Annotated in this window: 21 protein-coding genes, 2 pseudogenes and 1 riboswitch; of the genes and pseudogenes, 5 read left to right on the top strand and 18 right to left on the bottom strand. The window is 36.2% G+C overall.

All coding sequences use genetic code 11. The features are described from left to right. Positions 1 to 9 precede the first annotated feature (9 nt). A complete protein-coding gene (locus tag PGC14_RS13165; RefSeq protein ID WP_039764815.1) occupies positions 10 to 441 on the bottom strand; it encodes a GtrA family protein in 432 nt (143 codons plus the stop codon). After that, a complete protein-coding gene (locus PGC14_RS13160) occupies positions 434 to 1,381 on the bottom strand; it encodes a glycosyltransferase family 2 protein (protein WP_039764817.1) in 948 nt (315 codons plus the stop codon). Before PGC14_RS13160 ends, PGC14_RS13165 begins: the two co-directional genes overlap by 8 nt. A gap of 188 nt (positions 1,382 to 1,569) precedes the next feature. Between PGC14_RS13160 and PGC14_RS13155 the strand changes: the two genes are divergently transcribed. After that, the gene (locus PGC14_RS13155; RefSeq protein WP_039764819.1) at positions 1,570 to 3,132 is read left to right on the top strand and encodes an ArnT family glycosyltransferase; all 1,563 of its coding nucleotides are present in this window, start codon (positions 1,570 to 1,572) and stop codon (positions 3,130 to 3,132) included. Positions 3,133 to 3,447: 315 nt separating this feature from the next. On the opposite strand, the gene PGC14_RS13150 is transcribed toward PGC14_RS13155, so the two are convergent. The 4 genes and pseudogenes from PGC14_RS13150 to PGC14_RS13135 all read right to left on the bottom strand — a co-directional run. Beyond that, positions 3,448 to 4,431 (bottom strand): ABC transporter ATP-binding protein, encoded by a 984-nt coding sequence (locus PGC14_RS13150; protein WP_271629177.1) that lies wholly within the window; start codon positions 4,429 to 4,431, stop codon positions 3,448 to 3,450. Next, positions 4,428 to 5,408, bottom strand: a complete 981-nt coding sequence (locus tag PGC14_RS13145; RefSeq protein WP_271629176.1) for an ABC transporter ATP-binding protein — start codon at positions 5,406 to 5,408, stop codon at positions 4,428 to 4,430. Before PGC14_RS13145 ends, PGC14_RS13150 begins: the two co-directional genes overlap by 4 nt. A 2-nt stretch (positions 5,409 to 5,410) precedes the next feature. Continuing rightward, the gene (locus tag PGC14_RS13140; protein WP_039764826.1) at positions 5,411 to 6,292 is read right to left on the bottom strand and encodes an ABC transporter permease; all 882 of its coding nucleotides are present in this window, start codon (positions 6,290 to 6,292) and stop codon (positions 5,411 to 5,413) included. After that, a pseudogene (locus PGC14_RS13135) lies at positions 6,289 to 6,891 on the bottom strand (ABC transporter permease); the annotation flags it as partial. The gene PGC14_RS13140 and the pseudogene PGC14_RS13135, both read right to left, overlap by 4 nt. 172 nt (positions 6,892 to 7,063) lie before the next feature. Between PGC14_RS13135 and PGC14_RS13130 the strand changes: the two are divergent. Beyond that, positions 7,064 to 8,085 (top strand): annotated as a pseudogene (locus PGC14_RS13130) (helix-turn-helix domain-containing protein). Between the two features lie 331 nt (positions 8,086 to 8,416). Continuing rightward, complete coding sequence (locus PGC14_RS13125; RefSeq protein ID WP_051109299.1) at positions 8,417 to 9,649, top strand: glycoside hydrolase family 5 protein; 1,233 nt, start codon at positions 8,417 to 8,419, stop codon at positions 9,647 to 9,649. A 70-nt stretch (positions 9,650 to 9,719) separates the two neighbouring features. Here the strand turns inward: PGC14_RS13125 and tgt are convergent, their stop codons facing one another. From tgt to PGC14_RS13065, 12 genes are all read right to left on the bottom strand, one after another. Further along, on the bottom strand, positions 9,720 to 10,793 hold the full coding sequence (gene tgt / locus PGC14_RS13120; RefSeq protein WP_271629175.1) for a tRNA guanosine(34) transglycosylase Tgt: 1,074 nt from the start codon (positions 10,791 to 10,793) through the stop codon (positions 9,720 to 9,722). A gap of 51 nt (positions 10,794 to 10,844) precedes the next feature. Continuing rightward, on the bottom strand, positions 10,845 to 11,633 hold the full coding sequence (gene thiD, locus PGC14_RS13115) for a bifunctional hydroxymethylpyrimidine kinase/phosphomethylpyrimidine kinase (RefSeq protein WP_271629174.1): 789 nt from the start codon (positions 11,631 to 11,633) through the stop codon (positions 10,845 to 10,847). Positions 11,634 to 11,679: 46 nt separating this feature from the next. Next, on the bottom strand, positions 11,680 to 12,945 hold the full coding sequence (thiC, locus tag PGC14_RS13110) for a phosphomethylpyrimidine synthase ThiC (protein ID WP_271629173.1): 1,266 nt from the start codon (positions 12,943 to 12,945) through the stop codon (positions 11,680 to 11,682). Positions 12,946 to 12,952: 7 nt separating this feature from the next. Then, entirely contained in the window at positions 12,953 to 13,618 is a 666-nt protein-coding gene (thiE, locus tag PGC14_RS13105; RefSeq protein ID WP_271629172.1) for a thiamine phosphate synthase, read from the bottom strand. Continuing rightward, complete coding sequence (gene thiF / locus PGC14_RS13100; RefSeq protein ID WP_271629171.1) at positions 13,605 to 14,210, bottom strand: sulfur carrier protein ThiS adenylyltransferase ThiF; 606 nt, start codon at positions 14,208 to 14,210, stop codon at positions 13,605 to 13,607. Before thiF ends, thiE begins: the two co-directional genes overlap by 14 nt. Continuing rightward, the gene (thiH, locus tag PGC14_RS13095) at positions 14,207 to 15,325 is read right to left on the bottom strand and encodes a 2-iminoacetate synthase ThiH (RefSeq protein ID WP_271629170.1); all 1,119 of its coding nucleotides are present in this window, start codon (positions 15,323 to 15,325) and stop codon (positions 14,207 to 14,209) included. Before thiH ends, thiF begins: the two co-directional genes overlap by 4 nt. A gap of 31 nt (positions 15,326 to 15,356) precedes the next feature. Continuing rightward, positions 15,357 to 16,121, bottom strand: a complete 765-nt coding sequence (locus tag PGC14_RS13090) for a thiazole synthase (RefSeq protein WP_271629169.1) — start codon at positions 16,119 to 16,121, stop codon at positions 15,357 to 15,359. A 73-nt stretch (positions 16,122 to 16,194) separates the two neighbouring features. Next, a complete protein-coding gene (thiS, locus tag PGC14_RS13085) occupies positions 16,195 to 16,389 on the bottom strand; it encodes a sulfur carrier protein ThiS (RefSeq protein WP_083931437.1) in 195 nt (64 codons plus the stop codon). A 171-nt stretch (positions 16,390 to 16,560) separates the two neighbouring features. Next, a riboswitch (TPP riboswitch) is annotated at positions 16,561 to 16,686 on the bottom strand. Positions 16,687 to 16,776: 90 nt separating this feature from the next. After that, positions 16,777 to 17,010: a hypothetical protein gene (locus PGC14_RS13080; protein WP_011915862.1), complete on the bottom strand. Its 234-nt coding sequence runs from the start codon at positions 17,008 to 17,010 to the stop codon at positions 16,777 to 16,779. Positions 17,011 to 17,054: 44 nt separating this feature from the next. Next, positions 17,055 to 17,837 carry a YhfC family intramembrane metalloprotease gene (locus PGC14_RS13075; RefSeq protein ID WP_039764845.1) on the bottom strand — a complete coding sequence of 261 codons (783 nt, stop codon included), beginning with the start codon at positions 17,835 to 17,837 and terminating at the stop codon, positions 17,055 to 17,057. A gap of 99 nt (positions 17,838 to 17,936) precedes the next feature. Next, the gene (locus tag PGC14_RS13070; RefSeq protein ID WP_271629168.1) at positions 17,937 to 20,135 is read right to left on the bottom strand and encodes a hypothetical protein; all 2,199 of its coding nucleotides are present in this window, start codon (positions 20,133 to 20,135) and stop codon (positions 17,937 to 17,939) included. 32 nt (positions 20,136 to 20,167) lie between these two features. After that, positions 20,168 to 22,273, bottom strand: a complete 2,106-nt coding sequence (locus PGC14_RS13065) for an efflux RND transporter permease subunit (RefSeq protein ID WP_039767397.1) — start codon at positions 22,271 to 22,273, stop codon at positions 20,168 to 20,170. Between the two features lie 177 nt (positions 22,274 to 22,450). Here PGC14_RS13065 and PGC14_RS13060 point away from each other — a divergent pair, with 177 nt between their 5' ends. Both PGC14_RS13060 and PGC14_RS13055 read left to right on the top strand, forming a co-directional pair. Beyond that, on the top strand, positions 22,451 to 22,822 hold the full coding sequence (locus tag PGC14_RS13060) for a cyclic nucleotide-binding/CBS domain-containing protein (RefSeq protein ID WP_271629167.1): 372 nt from the start codon (positions 22,451 to 22,453) through the stop codon (positions 22,820 to 22,822). A gap of 65 nt (positions 22,823 to 22,887) precedes the next feature. Further along, positions 22,888 to 23,655, top strand: coding sequence for a tRNA (adenine-N1)-methyltransferase (locus PGC14_RS13055; RefSeq protein ID WP_039767401.1), 768 nt, complete (start codon positions 22,888 to 22,890; stop codon positions 23,653 to 23,655). The last annotated feature ends 18 nt before the right edge of the window (positions 23,656 to 23,673 follow it).

Below are 23,673 nucleotides of genomic sequence, written 5' to 3'. Positions count from 1 at the left end.
CCTACCCTTTCAAAATTTGTTAAATACCCAATACTTATACGATAAATAGTTTATCATTTGAGCGCAAAGAGTTGCAAGAACTTTGGCGATTAAAATTGAATTTGATAGGTAGGTTTTTGAAAGTTTTAAGACAACAATTGAAGATCCTAATGAAACAAGGTTTGTAATCACAAATTTTAACAGCTTTGTAATTATTACTTTGCCGGTGGTTTTGTCTTCAAATGTCCACTTTTTGTTCATTATAAAGCTATTTATCATGCCGCTTGTGTACCCAAAAACCTGACTGAGTGAGTAACTGATATGAAAGACAAAATAAAAAAGAAAAAATACTGCAAAGTCAACTGCCGTATTTATAACCCCAACTATCGAAAATTTCACAAGCTGGACTATTTGCTTTTTGTACAAATTTATCTTTTCTACAAAATAGCTAAAATTATTCATCCCCCGCTATCTCCTCGATGAAGTATAAAGGTCTTCTTTTGACCTCTTTATAAATTTTGCCAATATACTCACCAATGAGCCCTAAGGCAACAAGCTGAAGCCCGCCTATAAACCAAATTGAAATTGTAAGCGAAGTCCAGCCTGTAACAGCTTGTCCTCTTAATTTCTGTACTATCGCATATATAAGAATTACAAGACTTAGCAAAAACATCAAAAAACCAGCTGTTGTGATATACTTTATGGGCTTTACCGAAAAAGATGTAATCCCTTCAAAAGCAAAAGATAGCATTTTTCTGAGTGGATACTTTGTTTTCCCTGCTACTCTTTCTAACCTTTCATAGTAGACAACTGTTGATTTTAAGCCAATTAATGGAATCATACCTCTTAAGAACAAGTTTCTCTCTTCAAACTGCAAAAGATACTGGACTGCTCTTTTACTCATGAGCCTGTAATCAGCATGATTAAAAACAATCTCAACTCCAAATGCCTTCATTAGTTTATAAAAGCCTTCTGCAGTAAACCTTTTGAAAAACGTATCTGTTTTTCTGCTGCTTCTCACTCCATACACAATCTCATAGCCTTCCTTGTACTTTTGAATAAACTCATCAATGACATTGATATCGTCCTGCAAATCTGCATCCAATGTAATTATACAATCAGCAAACTTTACAGCATAGCTCATTCCTGCCATAAGGGCGTTTTGATGCCCACAGTTTCGCGAAAGTTTGACCCCCAAAAATCTCTTATCCTCTGCAGCAGCTTTGATTAGATCCCATGTTCTATCACGGCTTCCATCGTCAACAAAGACAACTTTGCTTTTATCAGAAATTAGCCCTTTTTCAATGAGGCCTTGCAGTTTTTCACCCATCTTTTGAATTGTGAAAGGCAGCATTTCTTCTTCGTTAAAACAGGGGATTACAAAGTATACTCTCAGTGGCATTTTTTGCAGCTCCTTTAATAACTTTTGAAGATATTATATAATAGTTTCTTGAGAACTTCAAATTTTAAGTATAAAGCGGCAGCCTCTTTTGATAAAAAATAAAAGAAAGAAAAATTTTTTGTCAAAATATGCTAAACATAAATACTTAAAACAAGTATTAAATAATTGAAAGGCGGGAAAAAATCAAAATGGTTAATATAACTTCAAAAGTTTTAAAAAACACCTTAATTTATTTCGTATACGTCATTAACATTCTTTTTGTATTGTATGTTTTTGAAAAAAATTTTCTTAATGGAAACATAGACTACATACTACCTACTCGAATCCCAAAACCTTTATCAAGATTGCTCCTTTTAATGTCAGTACTTATTGGAAGCATAATTCTTGTATTAGTAAATAGCAAAATAAATATTTCTCAGCTCAATGACAAATACATATTGGTTACATTGTTTATCACTGCAACATTACTTTCACTACCATTAATATTTTTTTCTGAAATTATGCCTAACTCTGATTTTTTAACTTATTACTTGATAGCTAAAAATTTACTTAATGGAAAAATATTTATCCCAAATTATATAGCAGTATTCCCGCATACAATTGCGTTCTCTACCTTTTTGTCTTTTGTTTTTCGCTTGTTTGGCCCATCAATACTCTCAGCACAATTAACAGGCATAGTTCTTTCATCACTATCAGTTGTTTTTGTCTATCTAATTGGGCAAGAAGTTAGTAAAAAGCAATATGGATTCATTGCTGCTTTAATTTGGACCTTAATGCCATCCAGAATTTTTTATTCAATCTTAATATGTACAGAAAACTTATTTAATGCCATAGCACTATTATCTGCGTTGATATTTTTAAAAGCAATGAACAATACCCTGCCAATAAAGAATAAATATTTAAATTTCGTTTTAATCGGCGTTTTATTTGCCATATTGAATAGCATTAGACCTAATGGCATTATTGTATTTATAGCATTTATTGTATTTTATCTTTTGTTTTTTGAATATAAAAGTGACAGAGAGAATGTTTTTTTCTTTTTTAAAATTCATTTAAAAAAGGGGTTAATAGTAAAAAGTTTTTTTGTGCTAACGGTTTTTATTGCATATTTCTTGACTTCATTCTCAATTAATCTTGCTATTGAATCAAAAATTAAACAACAAATTGCAACCCCAAGAATTGGGTGGAACATGTATGTGGGTCTGAATGTATCCTCGCACGGTCAATGGAATAAAAAAGATTCTGAATTATTTAGTAAATTAATACAAGAAAAAGGTCCCCAACAAGTTCAGAAAACCTTTTTTGAGCTTGGCATTAAAAGATTACAAGACATTATAAAAGACAAAAAAATGAAAAGATTTATCCTTGATAAAGTAATTACAATGTGGCATGCTGACCATGAATCTTATGATTACGCTGCAGGAGCTCAACCAAAAAATTCAAGAGCAAAGCTAAAGTTTTCACAAAATAATAAGGCTGCAAAACTTATCTTTGATACTTATTACTACATTGTTTTATTTACCTCCTTGTTGGAATTAATAATGCTAACAATAAAGAGAGGAGGTTTAAAACCAGTAATTCTAATAGGATGCTTTATTATCTTAGGAACTATTTTGTTACACATCCCTTTCGAAGTAGCATTAAGATATAAAAACCATGCTTTGTTATGGTTTTGTTTTATTTCAGCCAATGGAATAGTTACAATTTCAGAAAAAATTACAATATCAAGTAAGCTAAATGTAAATAATTAACCATAGCTTATATCCTATTCTTTTCAATATCCTAATCTTAGCTTTTTTATAGACCTTAGTAAAAATCTATATAATCTATAACAATAAAAAGGCCGTCTTTGTGTTGACAGCTCACCTAAGGTTTTTTCCTTTTATTAGTTATCCAAATTAAAGTAAGAATATTGACAATTGCAATCATCATTGCACATATCACTAATGTAAATTCTAATCCGTTTTTTCTAAAATAAAGTAGCCAAATTAGTGATAATACAATTATAATCATTGAAAGAAAAAAATAAAACTTTTGCATCTTCTCATCTCCATCAATTTCTCAATCTAATCTTTAAAAACATGGCAAGCAATATAATGGTCCGCATTTACCTTCTCAAGTTCAGGTGTATTGCTCAAACATTTATCAACAGAATAGTTACATGCATGTGAAAATGGACAGTTTTTTGTCTCAGGCCCCCTTAGCGGTGGGTCGTACGACCTTAGCTGTTCGATTTCTCTATTTTTTGCCAGTTCTGGATCCGCAATAGGGCTCGAACTAATAAGTACTTTTGTATAAGGATGAATGGGTCTTGTTATTACCTCTTCACTTGTCCCTTTTTCAACAATTCTGCCACCATATATAACTGCTATCTCACCTTTTTCATAAGTAAAATACCTTGCTGCTCCAATATCATGTAAAATGAGTATGACAGTGATATTATGTTTGTCATTTAGGTCTTTTAATAACTTTATTATTGCAGCTCTTAGCGACATGTCAATCATACTTATAGGTTCATCAGCAATTAGTATCTCAGGCTGTGCAGTCAACGCACGTGCAATTGCAAGTCGCTGGCGTCCACCACCAGATAAATGGTGTGGATATTTATTAAAAAAATAGTCAGGTGGCATCAGCCCAACCATTTCTAAAAGCTCATAGACCTTTTCTTCTAACTTTCTCCCTGTAAGACCTTGGCACTTTTTCAACGGGTCAGCTATTATCTTAAAAATGGTCTTTGATGGGTGCAAAGATGCATAGGGGTCTTGATGAACGTACTGAACTTTTTTTCTTAAATGTTTGTATTCACTTCTATTTACATCTTTTAAACTTGTCCCAAACCAGTATACATCACCAGATGATGGTGCATCAAGGTTTGCCAATATTCTTGCAAGTGTAGTCTTTCCCATACCACTTTCGCCAATAATAACTAATCTGTCACCTTTATTGACTTCTAAATTTATATTATCAAGGACTAATTTATATCTTTTCTTGAATAATCCTTGAGAATAAATTTTACTTACATTCTGTGCTTTTATGGCAATTTCGCTCATTCTCCATATCCTCCTTCTTCATACAAATGGCATGCTACCTTCGTTCCACTTGAAAGCTGAACAAGTGGTGGTCTAACTTTCTTGCAAATGTCCATTACATGTTCACATCGCGGATGGAATCTGCATCCAGAAGGAGGATTAAGTAAACTTGGTGGGTCGCCAGGGATTGCTTTTATTTTCGACATATCAGCATTAATTGCCATAATGGAATTTATTAGTCCTTTGGTATAAGGATGTTTAGGATTTTTGAAAATTTCAACTGTTGGACTGCACTCCACCAAACATCCGCCATAAATTACAAAAATATTGTCAGCAAGTTCGGCTGCAACTGCAATGTCGTGAGTCACAAAAATAAGTGTAATATTAAGTTTCCTTTTAAGCTCCTTTAGCAGCTGAATGATATGTGCCTGGGTTAAAACATCTAAAGCAGAAGTTGGTTCATCAAGTATTAGAATTTTAGGCTCAAGAAGCAATGCCAGTGCTATCAACACCCGCTGTTTCATACCACCTGAAAGCTGCATAGGATAAGCATTAAGTACAGTTTCAGGATCAAGTCTTACCATTCTTATCTTCTCTGATGCTCTACTAATCAATTCGTCCTTACTCCAGTTTATCCCATGGGTTTGGATTGTATCTCTAAAATGGTCAATAATTTTCATAGTAGGATTTAACGATTGCTGAGCTGCTTGAGGAACAAGCGCTATCTCTTTCCACCTGATTGTCCTCAGCTCTTCTTCGGTAATTTTTAAGAGGTCCTTTCCTTTGTACTCAACAGTACCTGCAAGAATTCTTCCATTGGGGGGTAAAGTTCTTGTCATTGCTTCAATTATTGTACTTTTGCCCGACGCACTCTCCCCTACAATTGCTGCAGCGGTATTCTCAAAAATCTCAAACGACACGTCATCTGTGGCTTTGATAGTGCCTTCTCTTACTAAATAAATTGCCTTGAGATTAGAAACCTTCAACAAACAATTCATTTTTATTCATGCCCCCGAAGTTTAGGATTAAACACTTCCTCAATTCCTTGAGCCAGTAATATTCCTCCATAAATCAGCAGCACAATATTGAGGATTATAAAAAACGGATAGTGAAACCCCTTAGGTGTATATAATGCTCCTGCTTGGTACAGAGCATAATTTAGCATTATTCCCCAATGAGTGGGATCAAATTTTGCAAGCCCTAAAAACATCAGTCCTATTGAAAATTCCATTGCACTTTTTATCTGCGTTACAAAATTTATGAAGATATAAGGTATTAACAGCTTTGCAATGTCACTGAATAGTATGTAGCCAAGCCCCATGTTTAGCATTCTTGATGCTTCTATAAACTCTTTTGATTTGATGGTAAGTACCTGAGCTGATATCTGTTTTGCCAGCGGTGCCCACAACCAGATAGCAACCAGCAGAGCAATTTCAACAGCGTTCAATTTAGCATTTGTAAATATCGCCGCTAAAATCAAAAGTGCAGGAAATGAAGGAATGACTAAAAATACAGTTATGACCGCATCTAAAATCTTCCCTGCAATTCCCTCAATGTATCCTCGAGCAACACCGAAAATTGTACCTATAATCACTGCAAATAAGCTCGCAAGCAATGTAAGCGAGATTACAGACCTTGATCCATGAACAATTTGCTGAAATATATCAACACCGAAATAGTCTGTACCAAATGGGTGTTTGAGTGAAGGTTTTTGGTACCTTTCTGCAAAGTTGGAATTCATATTTAATGGAACTACTAATGGTCCTATGGTTGCCATTAAAATAAAAAAAGAAAGTATTATCAAGCCAATTAGAGATTTTTTATTTGTAAGTATAGGCTGAATATAGTCATAAAAAAAGTTTGAAAATCTCCTATTTTTCATTTTAGCTTCACCCTTGGATCAATTAATGCATATATAATCTCGGCTATAAAGGTAGCAACAATCACACCAATTACAATCAGTGAAAATAAACCTGTTAAAAGCCCAAAATCTCTCACAGCAATTGCTTTTCCAAAATAAAATCCAATACCAGGATAATTGAAAATAGACTCAACCAGTGTATGTCCTCCTAACATGTAACCTACTGAAATTGCAAGGCTGGCAACCAGTGGTAGCATCGCATTGTTTTTGATATACTTATTTGCAATTACAGAATCTTTCAGACCTCGTGCCTGAGCAAACCTAATATAATCTTCCTCCATTACTTGTGATGTATTTCCCCTCATTGCAAGCGTCCAAGCTGCCATCTGAGGAATGGCCGTCGCAAACATAGGCCCAATTGCATGATGCAAGACTTTTAAAATGAACTGAACTGAAAACGAAGGCTCAACATCAACCGGATAAGCGCCACCAATAGGAAGCACTCTTAGTCTCACAGCAAAAATAAATAAAATCAGCACAGCCAATACAAATGGAGGAACAGCTTGAATTATGCTGGAAATTGTTGAAATTATTAAGTCAATTATTGTTCCTCTTTTTTTCTCGAATAAGTGTAGAGATATTTACCCAGCGAAAGAATGTGCGAAAATACTAAGAAGAAGGTTATAAAAAGAATTGAGGCTGCCTCCATCCTGATATGAATATAATTAAAAAGTGTAATCTACCACTCAAAATAAACATTCAAAAACTACCAGGATGGGAGGGCAGCCTACTATGAATATTATATCATATCACGAAATAACAATCTGCCCGAAAAAACAAGAGAATTAATTCGAAAAGTATTTGAAGTAAATAACAAAAACGTATCAAAAACTGCTAAAATATTAGGTGTATCAAGAGCTACTATAAGAAGAGCAATTTACGGTCCCCTTGAGGATAAATCAAGAAAACCTAAAACTTGTCCTAAAAAACTTTCTTCTGAGCTTGAAAAGCCTATTTCCCAAGAGGCTAAAAGAACAGGATTGGAGAATACAGACGTCCTTTTACTTTATTTGTCTAGAAATACGGGGTTAAAATAAGCGAAAACACGATAAAGTCAATTCTTAAAAGAAATGCTGTACCGAGAAAAACAAGAAAGACAAAAAAAGGAGAAAGAAGTTTGTATGACTATGAGACTCTTATTCCTTTTTCCGAATTCCAGCTTGATACAAAGCATCTTGCAGAATAAAGACAGTCTTCCAAAAGAAGTATATGAACACATTAAAAAATACAACTTACCATGTTATGAGTGGAACATGATAGATGTTGCAACAAGAACAAGATTTACAGCGGACTTTTATGAACTATAATCTACTTTTGGCTTTATGTTTATATCCTTGGTTGCTTTATGGCTAAGAACACATAATGTTGAGAACCCCAATAAAAATCCGATTGGATAATGGAGAAGAATTTTGCGGAGGAAGCGAAAGAAAGCTAAAGGAGTGGAATGAGATGTTTTCTATTTTAGGAGTAGAACTAAATCCTATTCCACCAAGAGCAAAACATCTTATGGGAGTAATTGAAAATTCACATAGAGCAGATGACGAATATTTGGCAATAGATTCATGCTGAGAGATGTAAAAACAAAGTTTATAGATTCGAAATCTCTGGTCTCTTCCCACGTTTTTCAGTTTCCTACGTTACTTCTTGAGGACATCCTTAAGAATGTAGGTACTTTCTATTCTCTTTTCTGTAATAAATTAGGTGGTAAATATGTCTTCACCAAGTGCCCTTTACTAAAAATTTATTTTATTTAGCAAATGTGAACAAAAAATAATACAGCTTAATAACAATAATTCTTGGTGGCAAAAATTAAGTATTTTATGGAATTATATGCTAATATTAAGCAACGTAGTAAAAAGCAAAGAAGTAGCAGACTGTGTCAACCATTTATTATTATCTTAACTAATTTTTCTATGTTATAGAACATTATTACATAGTATCCTATTTTCTAAATAGTTGTACAATTAAATACAGCAATGTAAATTTTCCTTAATATGCTTTTGCAAAGCACTTAATTTTTTCTCTAAATTTTATGCTATACTAATTATTGTAAGAAAAATCCTTATGAAAGGAGAGGCTTAAGAAGTGAACAAGAGGAGGATACTTGCCACAGTGTGTGCAGTTTTGACTGGTCTGACGTTTGTTAGTTTCTCTTTAGGTAATTCCTCTGATTCAGAAGCATCCAGTAACAGAGCCAAAATTCCAGAAATAAAGATTGCATCAAGAAAAATCCCAAACAACGCTGCATTAAAATTTGTCAAAGACATGAAGATAGGATGGAATTTAGGAAACACATTTGATGCGGCATTTGAAAATCCAAGTTTTGACGATGAACTTTTGTATGAAACAGCATGGTGTGGTGTAAAAACCACCAAACAAATGATTGATACTGTAAAAAAAGCAGGATTTAACACAATAAGAATTCCAGTTTCGTGGCATAACCATGTGACAGGAAGTAATTTTACCATAAGCAAAAGATGGCTCGATAGAGTTCAGCAAGTTGTTGACTACGCAATGAAAAACAAGATGTATGTAATAATAAATATTCACCATGATATCATGCCGGGATATTATTATCCTAACTCTCAACATTTGCAAACTTCTATAAAATATGTAAAAAGCATTTGGACTCAAGTTGCCACAAGATTTAAGAATTACAATGATCACTTAATTTTTGAAGCAGTAAATGAACCCCGACTTACTGGTTCAAGATTTGAATGGTGGCTTGATATGAACAATCCAGAATGCAGAGATGCTGTGGAAGCAATAAACAAGCTCAATCAAGTCTTTGTAGATACTGTCAGATCAACCGGTGGAAATAATGTTTCCCGTTATCTTATGGTACCAGGATATGCGGCCGCTCCAGAGTATGTCCTTATTGATGAATTCAAAATTCCAAAAGATAGCTCAAAATACAAAAACAGAATCATAATCTCTGTTCATGCTTACAGACCATACAATTTTGCCTTACAGGCACCCAACGAGTCAGGAAGTGTTTCTGAATGGAGTGTAAATTCGGAAGAAAGTCGCAGAGATATTGACTATTTCATGGACAAACTGTACGACAAATTTGTAAGTAAAGGTATACCTGTTGTGATAGGTGAATTTGGAGCAAGAGATAAAAATGGCAACTTGCAATCAAGAGTTGAATTTGCAGCATACTATGTCAGAGCAGCAAGGGCAAGGGGTATAACATGTTGTTGGTGGGACAATAACGCTTTTTATGGAAATGGAGAAAACTTTGGACTGTTAGATAGAAAAACTCTTAAATGGGTATATCCAGAAATTGTTTCTGCAATGATGAAATATGCGCGATAAACATAAAAAAGGGAGGTGTGTAGCAACAAACTTTTCTACACCTCCCCTTTTTTTAATTATTTTCTTGCTTTTATATCCTATCCTCTTCAATATCCTTTCTCAGCTTTTCCATAAACCTTAGCAAAAATCTTACATTATGGATGGAAAGCAAAATTGCACCAAGGATTTCCTCAGCTTTAATCAAGTGCCTCAAGTAAGCGCGGGTAAAGTTCTGGCATGTGTAACAGTCACAGTCCTCTTCAATGGGTCTGAAGTCCTTTGCATACTGAGCATTTTTTATAATCATCCTGCCCTCTTTTGTGAAAACTGTTCCATTTCGAGCAGTTCGCGTTGCAAATACACAGTCGAACATGTCAACACCGCGAATGACAGATTCATACAAGCAGTCTGGTGTTCCAACACCCATGAGGTATCGTGGCCTGTCCTCTGGCAAAAGTGGGTGAAGTACCTCTATCATCTCATACATGAGCTCTTTTGGCTCGCCCACAGAAAGCCCGCCTATCGCATAGCCTGGAAGGTCTTCTTCAACTGTGCGCTTTGCACTTTCTATTCTCAAGTCCTTGTAAGTTGAGCCTTGTACTATCCCAAACAGAGCCTGATTTTCTGTGTTTTTGTGATGAGCTTTGCATCTTTTGAGCCATCTTGCTGTTCTCTCTAAAGCCCACTTTGCATACTCATGGTCACAAGGGTATGGTACACACTCATCAAATGCCATTATTATATCTGAACCAAGGATATTCTGAATCTCAATCACCTTTTCAGGTGTGAAAAAGTGCCGAGAACCATCTATGTGCGACCTGAACTCAACGCCATCGTCTGTGATTGTTCGAAGCTTGCTGAGTGAAAACACCTGAAACCCGCCACTGTCGGTTAAAATTGGTTTTTGCCAGTTCATGAACTTGTGAAGCCCGCCTGCTTCTTTTATGACATCTATTCCAGGTCGAAGATACAAATGGTACGTGTTTGCCAGAATTATCTGAGTTCCTATCTCATACAGGTCCCTGTGCATAATTGCCTTGACTGTTGCTTGAGTTCCGACTGGCATAAAAACCGGTGTTTCAATAACTCCATGGGGGGTGTAGAGCCTTCCTCGTCTTGCATTGGATTTTTTGCTCTTCTTTATCAGCTCAAACTTTATTGCCACCTTGCCATGCCCCTTCCCATTAATATCTTCAGCTAATTTTCCTGTGTATTCTTAAGGATTTAAAACAAGTCTTCCCTTTCCTATCTTTATTGAATTGTGTATCAAGTTTGAAACAAAATCCTTTGTTTGTTTTAATGTATCATACATATTATATCCCTTTGCAAGGAAAGTAGCAAACGCAGATGAAAAGGCACAGCCAGTGCCGTGAATGTTGTCTGTTGAGCCTATCTTTCCAGCAGAAACTCTATAAATTTCAGTTTGTGTTATCAAAACATCCTCTGCAAGATGGCCATCAACATGCCCACCTTTTAAAACGCATGACTTTATACCTATCTTATTCATTTTTTGTTGAATAGAATTTAAAATATCTTCTCCAAAATTTTCAATTTTCATATCAAAAATGACTTCTGCCTCGGTTTTGTTTGGCGTGATAACGCTACAAACTTTTAAAAATTCGCTTTTCAAAAACTCGACAAACTTATCTTTCCCAAACTCAAAACCGCTTGTTGATTTCAAAACTGGGTCACACACAATGTTTTTGAGATTATACCTTCTTATATTCCTCAGCACAGCCCTTGCTATTTCTTCACTTCCCAAAAGTCCAATCTTGACGCTATCTGGCTCTATATCCTCAATTATCTTTTGAAGCTGATACTCAAAAAAATCAGGGTCTATGGTAAGTGCATCATAGACCCTTTCTGTAGTTTGAACTGTCAAGCAGGTTATTACAGAGGCTGCAAACTCGCCAAGTGATCTTACAACCTTTGTGTCAAGCACAATGCCAGCTCCACAAGAAGGATCAAATCCAGCAATTACAAGAACTTTTCTCACATTTTTCATCCCCTGTAAAATGTATTGAATCCATCAAACTATCTTTTTTAATGTTTTACAGTACTGCCTCGTCCCTTGAATTTTTTACAGCACACAGCCTTCCACACATAGAGCATGTATCAGAAGGGTATGTGCTTCTGTACTCTTTTGCCTTTTGCGGGTCAATCGAAAGGTTTATCATCTTCTCCCAGTCAAGGTCACGTCTTGCAATTGACATCTCAATGTCTTTTTCAAGTGGCTTTTTAAAGCCTTTTGCAATATTAGCACTGTGCGCTGCAATCTTGAACGCAACAATTCCTTCTTTGACATCATCTGCCGATGGAAGCCTCAGGTGTTCAGCTGGTGTCACATAGCACAGAAAATCTGCTCCATTTAAAGCTGCAATGAGCGCACCCATCGCACCTGAGATATGGTCGTACCCTGCTGCAATGTCTGTTGTAAGAGGACCCAAGACATAAAACGGTGCACCGTGACAAAGCCTTTTTTGAATTACCATGTTTGCTGCAATCTCGTTTGCTCTCATGTGCCCTGGCCCTTCTATCATCACCTGCACATCTTCTTTCCAGGCCATTTTGGTGAGCTCTCCAAGGTTTATAAGCTCTTCTATCTGAAGCGCATCTGTTGCATCATAGACCGTGCCGGGCCTGAGACTGTCTCCAAGGCTTATTGTAACATTGTGTTTTTTGCAGATTTTTAGAATCTCGTCAAAGTGTTCATAGAGCGGATTTTCTTTTCGGTTTGCCATCATCCATTTGTACAAAAGTGCACCGCCTCTTGAGACAATCTTGAGCAGCCGATCATTTTTTTCAAATCTCTCTAAAGTCCTTCTTGTAATTCCTGCATGTATTGTGAAAAAATCAACCCCTTCTTCTGCCTGCCTTTCAATCTCTTCTATAAACTCTTTGCTATCAACCTTTGTAATGTCATCATGCCTTGATGCAACCTGGTAAACTGGAACTGTCCCTACTATAAAGTCATAGTTTTGAAGAATGTATTTTCTGAAGTTTGAAGCGTCAAGCCCGCTTGACAAATCCATCACAGATTCAACCTCAAATTTTTTGGCAATCTCAAGCTTTTGAACCTCTATATCAAAATTCGGACATGCTTCTGACACGCCAATATTTACATTGATTTTTACATATGTTCCATCTCCAATTGCAAAATATTTGTCTCTTTTCCTGTTCTTGTTTGCCGGAATGACAATCTTGCCCTCTGCAACCTTTTGCAAGAATTCTTCTTTATCTATCTCTTCATTCTGGATTGCAAGTTCCATCTCGCGTGTAAATATTCCTTCTTTTGCATATGTCATCTGGGTTTTCATCACAAAATCAGCTCCTTTCAAACTCTTTTATAATATCCCAAAGCTTTTTTATTTTTTGTGAAATGTCATCGCTACCTACAATCTCTGTCACAAGGCTGACGCACTTTGCACCCGCCTCAAGCACATCTTTTAGATTGTGCTCTTTTATTCCACCTATTGCAACAAAAGGTATCTTGCAGTTTTTTGCTGCCCAGCTGACCATCTCAAGGCCAATCGGCGGATGTGGCTTGTCTTTTGTAAAGCTCTGAAACACAGGACCCAAACCAATATAGTCAGCTCCATCTTCAACTGCTTTTTCAACTTGTTCTTTTGTATGGGTTGTAACACCGATTATAAAGTCTTCTCCTAAGATTTTTCTTACCTCTTTTGCTGGATAGTCTTCCTGCCCCAAGTGAACACCGTCCGCCCCTACCATCTGGCACAGGTCCACATGGTCGTTTACTATCAAAAGCGCACCATATTGCCTGGTAAGTTTTCTGATTTGCAGACACTCTTCATATTTTTCTTTTAGACTTTTGTACTTTTCCCTGTACTGGATTATTTTTATTCCACTCTCAAGCATTGCCTTTACAACTTCTATATTCGACCTTCCATTTGAAAATTTCTCAGCTGTCAAGCCATAGATGTTGTAGCTTTTAAAAAGCTGCAGCTTCTCTTCTTTACTCAAGCTCACTCACCATCCTCAAAACCTCATCAGCCTGCATTGCGGCAACTGCCATTACCTTTGGTGCAAGAGGCTTTTTTTCTTTGATTGATGTCACAAAATCGCCCACAACTGAAAAGTTCTTGCCACGCTTTATTTTGATATTCTCACAATCGCCAAACCCTGCAACGCCTGAGGCTAAAACAACTTTCTTGCCATGATCATATGCTTTTTTGAAGATGAGCATTTTTGTCTGCTCATTGTCAACTGCCTCAACAATTATGTCATGCTGTAAAATCAAATCATTTATATTTGACTCATCAATTTTCATATTCAGAGCCTTCACAGTTATATACGGATTTATCTTCTCAAGAATGTCTTTGAGCGCTGACACTTTTTCCTGCCCTGTCTGGTAGAAGAAATAGTTTTGCCTGTTGAGGTTTGAAACATCTACCTTGTCAAAGTCAACGATTGTAAGGTTTTTAACGCCACTTCTTACAAGCATAACTGCAATGTTAGATCCAAGCCCGCCACAGCCAATTATAAGAATTTTTACCTTTGAGAGTTTTTCAAGCATCTTTTCATCAAAGTAGTTTTTCAGCATAAGGTCAAATAAGCTCATACACTTTTCACACCCTTTACCCAGTTTGTAAACTCGGGCCGCAGTCCTTTTTTAATTATAACATCTACAACCTCAGATACACTTCTTCTATCTTCTACCTCAAACTGAGCCTCAGCATCTTCATCTTTTTCTTCTGCATACCCACCAACTGTTGTTTTAGAGCCTGCTGACATCTTGGTTATGCAAACATCAATCAAAGCATCACGAAGAGAAGGCCTTTCTCTGGTTGACACCACAATTCCAACTCTTGGAAGATACAGCCTTGCAATGATCAAAAATTTGATAAATTCCTTGTCTGATACAGTGTATGATGGTATAAAGTCTGTGCCAGCGCTTCTGAACCTTGGGAATGAAATTGAAATTTCAGCTTTTGGGAACTTGTCAAGCAAGTACTCTGCATGAAGTATTGCACACAAAACATCTTTTTTGGGCTCAGAAAGTCCCAAAAGTGGGCCTACACACACCTCATGAAATCCAGCTTTTAATGCTCTTTCAGGTGCATTTAGCCTGAATTCAAAGTCTTTTTTTGGTCCAAATGGATGAAGCTTATCATAGTCTTCTCTTTGATATGTCTCTTGGTACATAGTAATTCCAACAACGCCAATGCTTGATAGCCTTTTGTACTCTTCTTCATAAAGAGGATACACTTCAATTGAGACCTCTGACATAAACTCGGTTGCGATTCTGCATGCTTTTTCAATGTATTCAACCGAAGAGTTAATTCTGTCCTCACCTGTGAGAATTATAACAGAGTCAATCCCCTCTTCTTTCATTTTTCTAAGTTCATTTTCAATCTCTTCAAAGCTCAGCTTTTCTCTTTTATACTTTTTCCTGCATGAAAATCCACAGTAAACACAACCGTTTTGGCAGTAATTTGCAATGTAAAGCGGAGCATACAGAAGAATAACCTTGCCAAAATTCTCGCGTGTAAGCTTTTGAGCTTTCTTTGCCATAAGCATTATATCCTCTTTACTGCTGACGTTCAAAAGCTTTGCTAAATCCTCTTTTGTCAAAAACTCCTTATTCTCTATAATCTCGCAAATTTCCCTGTGAGAAGGAGCATAGTCTTTGTACTCTTCAAAAAGTTCTTCTGCCTCTTTTAAAAAGCTGACCATTTTTGATAGCACCTTCTTTTTCAAAAAATTTTTAGCCGCTTATAAAATCCTCCAAAGGTGATGATGCCTGAGCATACTCATACTCTTTCAAAATTCCAACCTCAAAAGCAAGCCTTCCTGACTCAACTGCCTTTGCAAACGCTATTGCCATCTTAAGAGGATCAGCTGACGTTGCAATTGCAGTGTTAATTAAAACAGCATCTGCTCCCATTTCCATTGCCTGTGCTGCGTGAGATGGTCTTCCAATCCCTGCATCAATTATTACAGGGATTTTTATCTCGTTTATGATAGGCTTTAAAAGCACCTCACAACCAATCCCTTTGTTTGTCCCAATTGGCGAGCCAAGCGGCATGACTGCTTCAACTCCAATTTGTTCAAGCTCTTTTGCAAGGTTAAGCTCAGGGTAGATGTAAGGAAATACCTTAAAACCCTCTTTTACAAGGATTTCACAAGCTTTTAGCGTCTCAAAGCTATCTGGGAAAAGATATTTAGTGTCCTTTTCAATCTCAACCTTTACCCAGTCAGAATCTGTAAGTTCTCTTCCAATCATGGCAATCTTTACTGCTTCCTTGTGGTCTTGTGCACCTGATGTGTTTACCATAATTGTGGCACCTTTCGGAATGTACTCTAAAACATTTTTTGTATGCTTAGTGTTAGGACCTATTCGCCGAACAGCCACAGCAAAAACTTCAATGCCGGCTTCATAGTACATCTTTTCAATTAGGCTATAATCAGGAAGTTTGCCTGTTCCAACAAAAAGCCTTGATTTTAACCTCTTGCCGCCTATTTCAAACATACAACATCACCTTTCTTTATAATTTTTGTGATTGATTTGTAGCATAGTTATTTTGATATAATTTTTTAATTTTTTAGCCGCCGCCAACAAAGCTTACAATCTCAACATAGTCACCATCTTTTAAAACAAAGCTTTCCCAATCATCTTTCTTTACAATCTCGCCATTTACCAAAACTGCACAGGTCTTAGGATTGAGATTCAAACTCAGCACAAGATCTAAGATGTTCCCACAAAACTCCATTTCTTTGTCATTTACTCTTATAAGCAAAGTTCTCACCTACCCTACAGGCTTTTTGCAAGCTAAAAAGTGTCTCAAAAGTGCTCTTAAAACAAAAAGCTGCCTGTTGCCGGCAGCTTCTTTTTTTGGTCGCGTCTGAATAAGCTTTTATATAAGCAAAAAAAGCCTTTAATGCCGGACTTTATAGCATTAAAGGCTTTTATTTTTTGCACTTTTCCTCCCTTCGCCGGCATTACCCGGATCAGGTTCAAAGGGTCAAGGCACGGGGATTTTTTAGTGCCTACTCTCAGCCGAGCTTTGCCCCGCTCAGCTCCCCCTTAAAACCACTTTATTTAATTTTCACTTTTTAGTATAGCACTCTCGGATATATTGTGCAAGAAAATTGTTTGCATAAAGCTTCTTAAGTTGTTTTGGACATCAGTTAATTTTCTCCTGTGCTATTTTCTCAATCTCTTCAATACTTAGGTTGGTCGCTTTGGATATGATATCGTATGAAATTCCTAACTGAATCATTCTTTTTGCTGTCTCTATCCTCTCTTGCCGGATACCCTGTTGAATTCCTTGTTGAATCCCTTGTTGGACTCCTGCCAAAAACTCTTTTGTTTTTGTTTCATCCAAAAGTCTTGCCACATTTGACACAAACTCACCCATTAGCTCCACCCCTTTTTTTTATACACACCTTTCTTTCAGCCCTTTTAGCTTTCTTGTATTCTATGAATGTCTTTCCACTTTATTATATAAATTAGGCTCAACACAGCCCAAAGCAAAACTACAAACTCAATAGCAAATATATTAACTTTTACTAATGCCATATATGCAGCAGGGGCATCAATGATTGTGTGAAGCAATATCGCAAGAGCAAGATAATACAGCCTCTTTCTTTTAACAGCCACCAGAACCAAAAGCGAAAGAGCAATCTGAATTGCCATTGTGAATACTCTTTCAAAGCCGGCAAGAAGAAATGTCGAAGCAGGTGTTTCAATAAGTGCACTTTTTATAGACCTAATCACCTCAGGAGAAACCTTGCCCTTCAAAAGAATATCTAAACTGCCAGAGTTAATTAAAAAAGAATACACAATGTTATTTATATAGGCTATCCCAACAAGAAAGATTGATTCAATCCCACCATGCCCAACCCCATAAGCAAGACCGTTTTGATAGTTTAGCCTATCTTTTAAAAACCCCCTAAAACCAATGTATCTTCCAACCTCTTCAAAAATCCCAGCTGTCAGACCCAAAAAGAGAGAGTATACAATGTAATGCTTGGAAAATTCTACAAAGTAACTTTGTTTTGATAAAATCTGAAGTATCGGAATTCTCAGAACAACCTGAGAAATGAAAAATATTAATGCTCCTATTAAAATCGATTTCAAAACTCCTGAGTACTTCTTTAAAACAATCACAGCCAATACAATTGGCAGGCCTACTGAAAGAAGAAGTGTAATGCACATAAATATGATTTTGAGATTAGATACCAAAACAAAGCACCTCTTTCTAAGTTATATATGTGTTATACAGAATTATATACCATAGAAGCTTTAATTATCAAACAAAATAAAAAAAAGAGGGCTTTTGCCTCAGTCTACCTGAATGTGCAAAAGCCCCAAAAGCCATTTCCAAAAACTTTTCTTTTCATGAAACTTTATTGCTGTTTTTACCTCTTTTGAAACCTGTTTTTCTTCTTTTGCCTTTATCTCATCTGTCTTTAAAACAAATTTTACCTCACCATCAAGTTCATCCGAAATACCAGAAAATGTCTTATAACTCTGCGAAAATTCTTTAAGCTCATTCAAAGTATCTTTTATATCATCAAGTTTCCCCAATGCCTCATCTGTTTTTGAATAGAGCTCTTTTATACCTTCATTGTGAAATTTTCGGTAATTATTGCTAAGAGCTACTGTCCCATCTTCAAGTTTTTTCGAGCCTTCCAAAAGCTTCTCTGAAGCTGAATAAACCATTTTTACATTCTCATCAAACTTTTCCATTCCGCCGGAAAGCTGTTTTGCACCATCTTTTAACTTTTCTGTGCCAGAGACAAACTGCGCTGTTGCACTGTCAAGTTTTGCTGTGCCTTCACAAAATGCTTTTGTACCGCTTACCAGCTGTTCTTTTGAGGCTAAAAGTTTTTTTGCTCCTTCATCCAAAGCTTTTTTGCTGTCTTTTAGCTTTGCTGCTGACTGATCTAAGAGTTTTTGATTTTGCACAATCAAATCAGACGAGCTTGCAATTTTAGCCTGTGCATCTTTTAATTGCAGCAAAGCTGTGCTTAACTTTTCTTGCCCTTGAGACATCTTTTTCACATTGTCAAGAATCTGTGAAAGACCATTTATCATTGCCTGTTTTGAATCAATCAACCCCTTTATTGCCTGCCTTTGCTTGTCAATTCCTGCTATGAGGTTTGTAACTATGTCCTTAACAACAGGGATGCTCTCTAATTTTTGCAAGCCAGAAATAACTGTGTCAAATCCATTATAAACAATGTTTAAAACCTCAAGCTCTTTTTTGGTCCCTTCAAGAACATTTTGAATTGCATCCTGCAGCCTCTTTGATCCAGCCTCCAAATCTTTCTGTGAAGAAGTAGCCAAATCAAGCCCAGAAGATACCTTCTTTACTGCATCAAAAAGTTCTTTGTTCTTTACAAACAAGGTCTGGTATCCATCTATTATTTTAATTGCACCGTCAGAAAACTGTGAACTTCCATAGGTATACTCATAAACTCCATTTCCAAATTCTGCAACACCTTTATAAAGTTTTTGTGAGTTTTTGACCAGTTCACTTGCACCTTTTCTTAGCTGCTTTGAAGAATCGTATAGCTTTTCAGCCCCAGCTTCAAGACTCTTTACCCCTTTGTAAAGCTCACCTGACCCGTCTGACAAAAGTTTCAAACCATTTGTGAACTTTTCAAAATTTAAAGTAAACTCTTTTTCGCCCTCAGATAGTTTCACAGCACCTTCAAGGATTTTTTCACTGGATGTGTAAAGTGTATTAATTGCCTTTTGTAAGCTATCAAACGAATCAATCTCTTTTACATCTTTTATATCAAGCAGCTTATTTGTCGCAACCATATAGATTGGAGAAAGCTCAAAATTCTTACAATCAGCAGTAATTTCTATATACTTTGGAACATGTACAATGTCACCTTCGTCGTCCAGCCCAAGACTCTCCAATAGGTCAGGAAAGAGTACTGAAACTACAGCCTGTGTATTTCCTTCTGTTATGACCTCACCAGCATTTGTCTTGACATTCTCGAATTTATCAAGAGGAAGATTTACAACCGCCGCAAAGGTCAAAGGTAGATAAATTGTTCTGTTTTTTCCATTTATTTTCACAATCTTTTGTTCTTTGTTTGCAACCTCTATCTTTATCTTTACCTTTCCAGACTTGCCTGCTAAATCTTGGGGTTTTATCTCTTTCCCATTTAAATAGTATTTGATTGAAACCTCAAATGGAAGCTCTTTTGAAATAGTGCCCTGATAAAACAAATCATTGGAATTTAACTTCCATGTGATATATTCTCCATCTTTTTGAGGACTTTCATCGCCCTTTAGATTTACTATATTTTCAAGCTCTGATTTGTCTTTTATTGTGACATTTGGGGTATCTGAGTGTATCCAGTCTGTGACTATCTGGCTTTTTACTCTGCCGCCAGCGTCCAAAATGACATATACTGTCTCTTTTTTGACAGCTGTATTAGCAAAAGCAGTAATGTTTGTGAACAAAAACACCACCGCAAGGATGAGAGAAATTAGTTTTAAAAAGCCTTTATTTCTCATCATTGTACTACACTTTCCCTCCTCTTCTCTTCACTTTATAACGTTTCATATTCTTCTGATGGCTTTACAGAAGCTTCTTTTGATCTCCAACCAAAAGTTGTTTTGGCAATTGCACCCTCAAAAAGAAGTAATAATGATGGCAGAACAAACAATATAACTACCATGCTTATAACTGCACCTCGTGAGAGCATCTCACACAGGCTTCTTATCATATCAATCTTTGCAATGAGTGCTACTGCCAATGTAGAAAATGCAAATGCCAGCGCACTTGTTACAACAGAGCGTGAAGATGTTTTTACAGCTATTTTTATAGCTTCAAATCTATCATGACCTTTTTGAATCTCTTCTCTAAATCTTGTTGTCATCAAGATTGCATAGTTAATAGCAGAACCAAGCTGGATTGTTCCAAGTACAATTGAGGCAATAAACGGTACTGTTACATTTGTGTAATACGGAATTGCTAAATTTATAAATATCGCAAGCTCAATCGCCAAAACCAAAATTATTGGAATTGAGATTGATTTGAATGTTATGAGTATTATCATAAATATTGCCAGGATAGAGATAAAATCTACTCTTTTCAGGTCTGTGTCTGCCATCTCAACAAGGTCTTTGGTCAATACACCTTCGCCTGTAACATATGAACGTTTAGAATATTTTTTGACTATTTGCTGTATTCTTTCTATCTGGGCATTTTCTTCATTTGTAGCTGATTTGTAAATGGAGTTTATCATTATGAGCTTGAAATTTCCTTTTTCAAAGTTCTCCTTGACAGACGATGGTATAAACTCATCTGGAATAGCCGGTCCCAAGATATCGTCAAATGCCAATACCTTTTCAACACCTTTGACCCTTTTTATCTCTTCACACATGTTTTTAATCTGATACTTTGGCACTGAACTGTCAACTAAAACCGTATGAGTTGTTGTCATGTTGTACTCTTTTTTAAGAAGGTCGGTTGCCTGCACAGATTTCATTGTCTTTGGCAAAGAATCTATGAGGTTGTAATATTCTTTGATGTTCACTCTGCCATAAATAGCTGGTATAAATGCAAGCAAAAATACAACAAAAAGCACTACATGGTATTTTGTTACAAACTCTGCTGTTTTAGAGAATGTTGGAAGGATATTTTTGAGTCTAAATTTGTGGATTGCCCTGTCAAATGTTAGAATCAAGGCAGGCAAAATTGTTACAGTTCCAATAACCCCGAGGAATACTCCTTTTGCCATAACTATGCCAATGTCTGCACCAATTCTTAGCCTCATCACACAGAGTGCCAAGAACCCTGCAATTGCAGTTGCAGCACTTGACAAGATTGCAACAAGAGTCTTTGAAATAGCCTCTGCCATTGCCTCTTCTTTTGAGTCAAACCTCTTTCTTTCCTCATCGTATCTGTGCATCAAAAATATTGAAAAGTCCATTGTAACACCAAGTTGCAAAACTGCAGCAAGTGATTTTGTAATGTATGATATCTCCCCTAAGAATTTATTTGTACCCAAGTTGTATATGATTGCCATCCCGATGCTTGTCAAAAACAGGATAGGTACAATAGGTGATTCCATCGTCAACAATAGAAGGATGAATATAAATATTACAGCAACAAGTACATACAAAGGAGTTTCTCTGTCCGACAAATCCCTTGTATCTTTTATAATTGCTGACATACCACTTAAAAAGCACTGAGCTGTGGCAATTTTCCTTATCTTTGATATTGCATTTTGAGTTTCAAGTGATGATGCTGAGTTTTTAAACTGGATAAGCAGAAGGGTTGAGTCTTTGCTATAAAACGTGTTTTTCAAAATATCCGGTAGCATCTCCTTTGGAATTGTTGGGTCTAAAAAATCGTCAATCCATATGACCTTTTCAACCCCATCAACATGCGAGATTTTACTCTTGAGCCTTTGAATACTTGATATGTTCATATCTCCTTTTACAATGAGCATTGAAAGTGCAGCTTGCTTAAATTCCTTATCCAAGATATCTTGCCCTTTTACTGATTCTAAATCCTTTGGAAGGTATGTGAGAATGTCATAATTGACCTTTGTAGTAACAAATCCATAGATTGATGGAATCAAAAGCAAAATTGCAATTGCTAAAACAAGTTTTCTGTGCTTTGCAACAAAAAGCCCAAACTTGTGCACAGCCGCATCATCTCCATTTAGATTTTGACTAATAGTCATGATTTATATTATAAACAAAATTGACCAATAGTCAATACATTAAATAAATTTTTGGGGTTGTAAAAACTTTTGGGTATATAATAAATAGCAGGAGGAAAAATTTTTGAGAAAAATAACATTTGTTCTGGAGGAGATAAGATGCTCTCAAACATTATTAACCAAGATTTTATAAAGCTTTTTCCAGCAGATACAGTAAAGCATGCTTTAGAACAAATGCAAAAAAGAAAGAAAAGCGTTGCGGTTGTTGTAGATGAAAATGACTTTCTGAAAGGAATTATAGTAAAAGCTGATATATACAGGTTCTTAAGTCAACCTGGGCACTTTGAAACATATCCTGTTGAGCTTGCAATGACAAAGGCGGTAATTACTGCTGATAAAAACGATGATATAAAACATGTTGCAAAGCTTTTGCGTGAAAATGACATCTCAGCTGTGCCTGTCTTAGACAATGGAAAAGTAATAGGGCTTGTAGGGCTTGAGGATATAGTTGATTACTTTATAAAAATGTAGTATTAAATATTCAAGTAAATTTTTAAAAATTGCAAAAAAATCTGTTGTGAAAAGGGGGCTAACAATTGCACCAGGGATTTGAAACAAAAAGGGTTATAATTGGCCCAGACGGTTTTAAAAAAGTAGTTGACATAACCGTATCAAAGAGAGTAAATTTGCCAACAGGACATATAGATTCTACTTCTTTAGCACAAATACCACCAGGCGGCAGTTTTGTGGCAAACGATGTTGAGTATTATGTGTTCCCTTGTGACACATTTGACTATGTTATGCATTATCTAAAGCGCCATACCCAGATTGTCTACCCGAAAGATGGGGCATACATACTCATGCGCCTTGATATAAACCCTGGAAAAAGAGTTGGTGAAGCAGGTACCGGCTCTGGAGCTTTCACTTTATATCTTTCAATGGCTGTAGGAAACGAAGGAAAAGTATATACCTACGAGCAAAGAGAGGAGTTTTATAAACTGGCAGAAAAGAACATTAAGGGCTTTTCAAAATTTGACAATGTCGTGATGCATAACAAATCAATCCTCGATGGAATAGAAGAAAAAGATTTGGATGCATTTTTCTTGGACATAAGAGAGCCAGAAGAAGCTATACCTGAAATCAGAAAAGCATTAAAGCCTGCAGGGCACGTAGGAATACTTGTACCTACAACAAATCAGGTTGCTGAAACCCTGAGAGCTTTAGAAGAACATAAGTTTTATGTATCTGAAGTTGTGGAGATTATGATGCGCCAGTACAAACCCGTGCCAGAAAGGCTCAGACCTGATGACAGGATGATAGGCCATACTGCTTATATGATCTTTGGAAGGAAAATTGGTGAGTAAAAACAAAGGGTTGGACAG

This window comes from Caldicellulosiruptor sp. DIB 104C, from assembly GCF_028198085.1.
Taxonomy (GTDB): Bacteria; Bacillota; Thermoanaerobacteria; order Caldicellulosiruptorales; family Caldicellulosiruptoraceae; genus Caldicellulosiruptor; species Caldicellulosiruptor saccharolyticus.
This window is presented reverse-complemented; position numbering and strand designations above follow the sequence as displayed.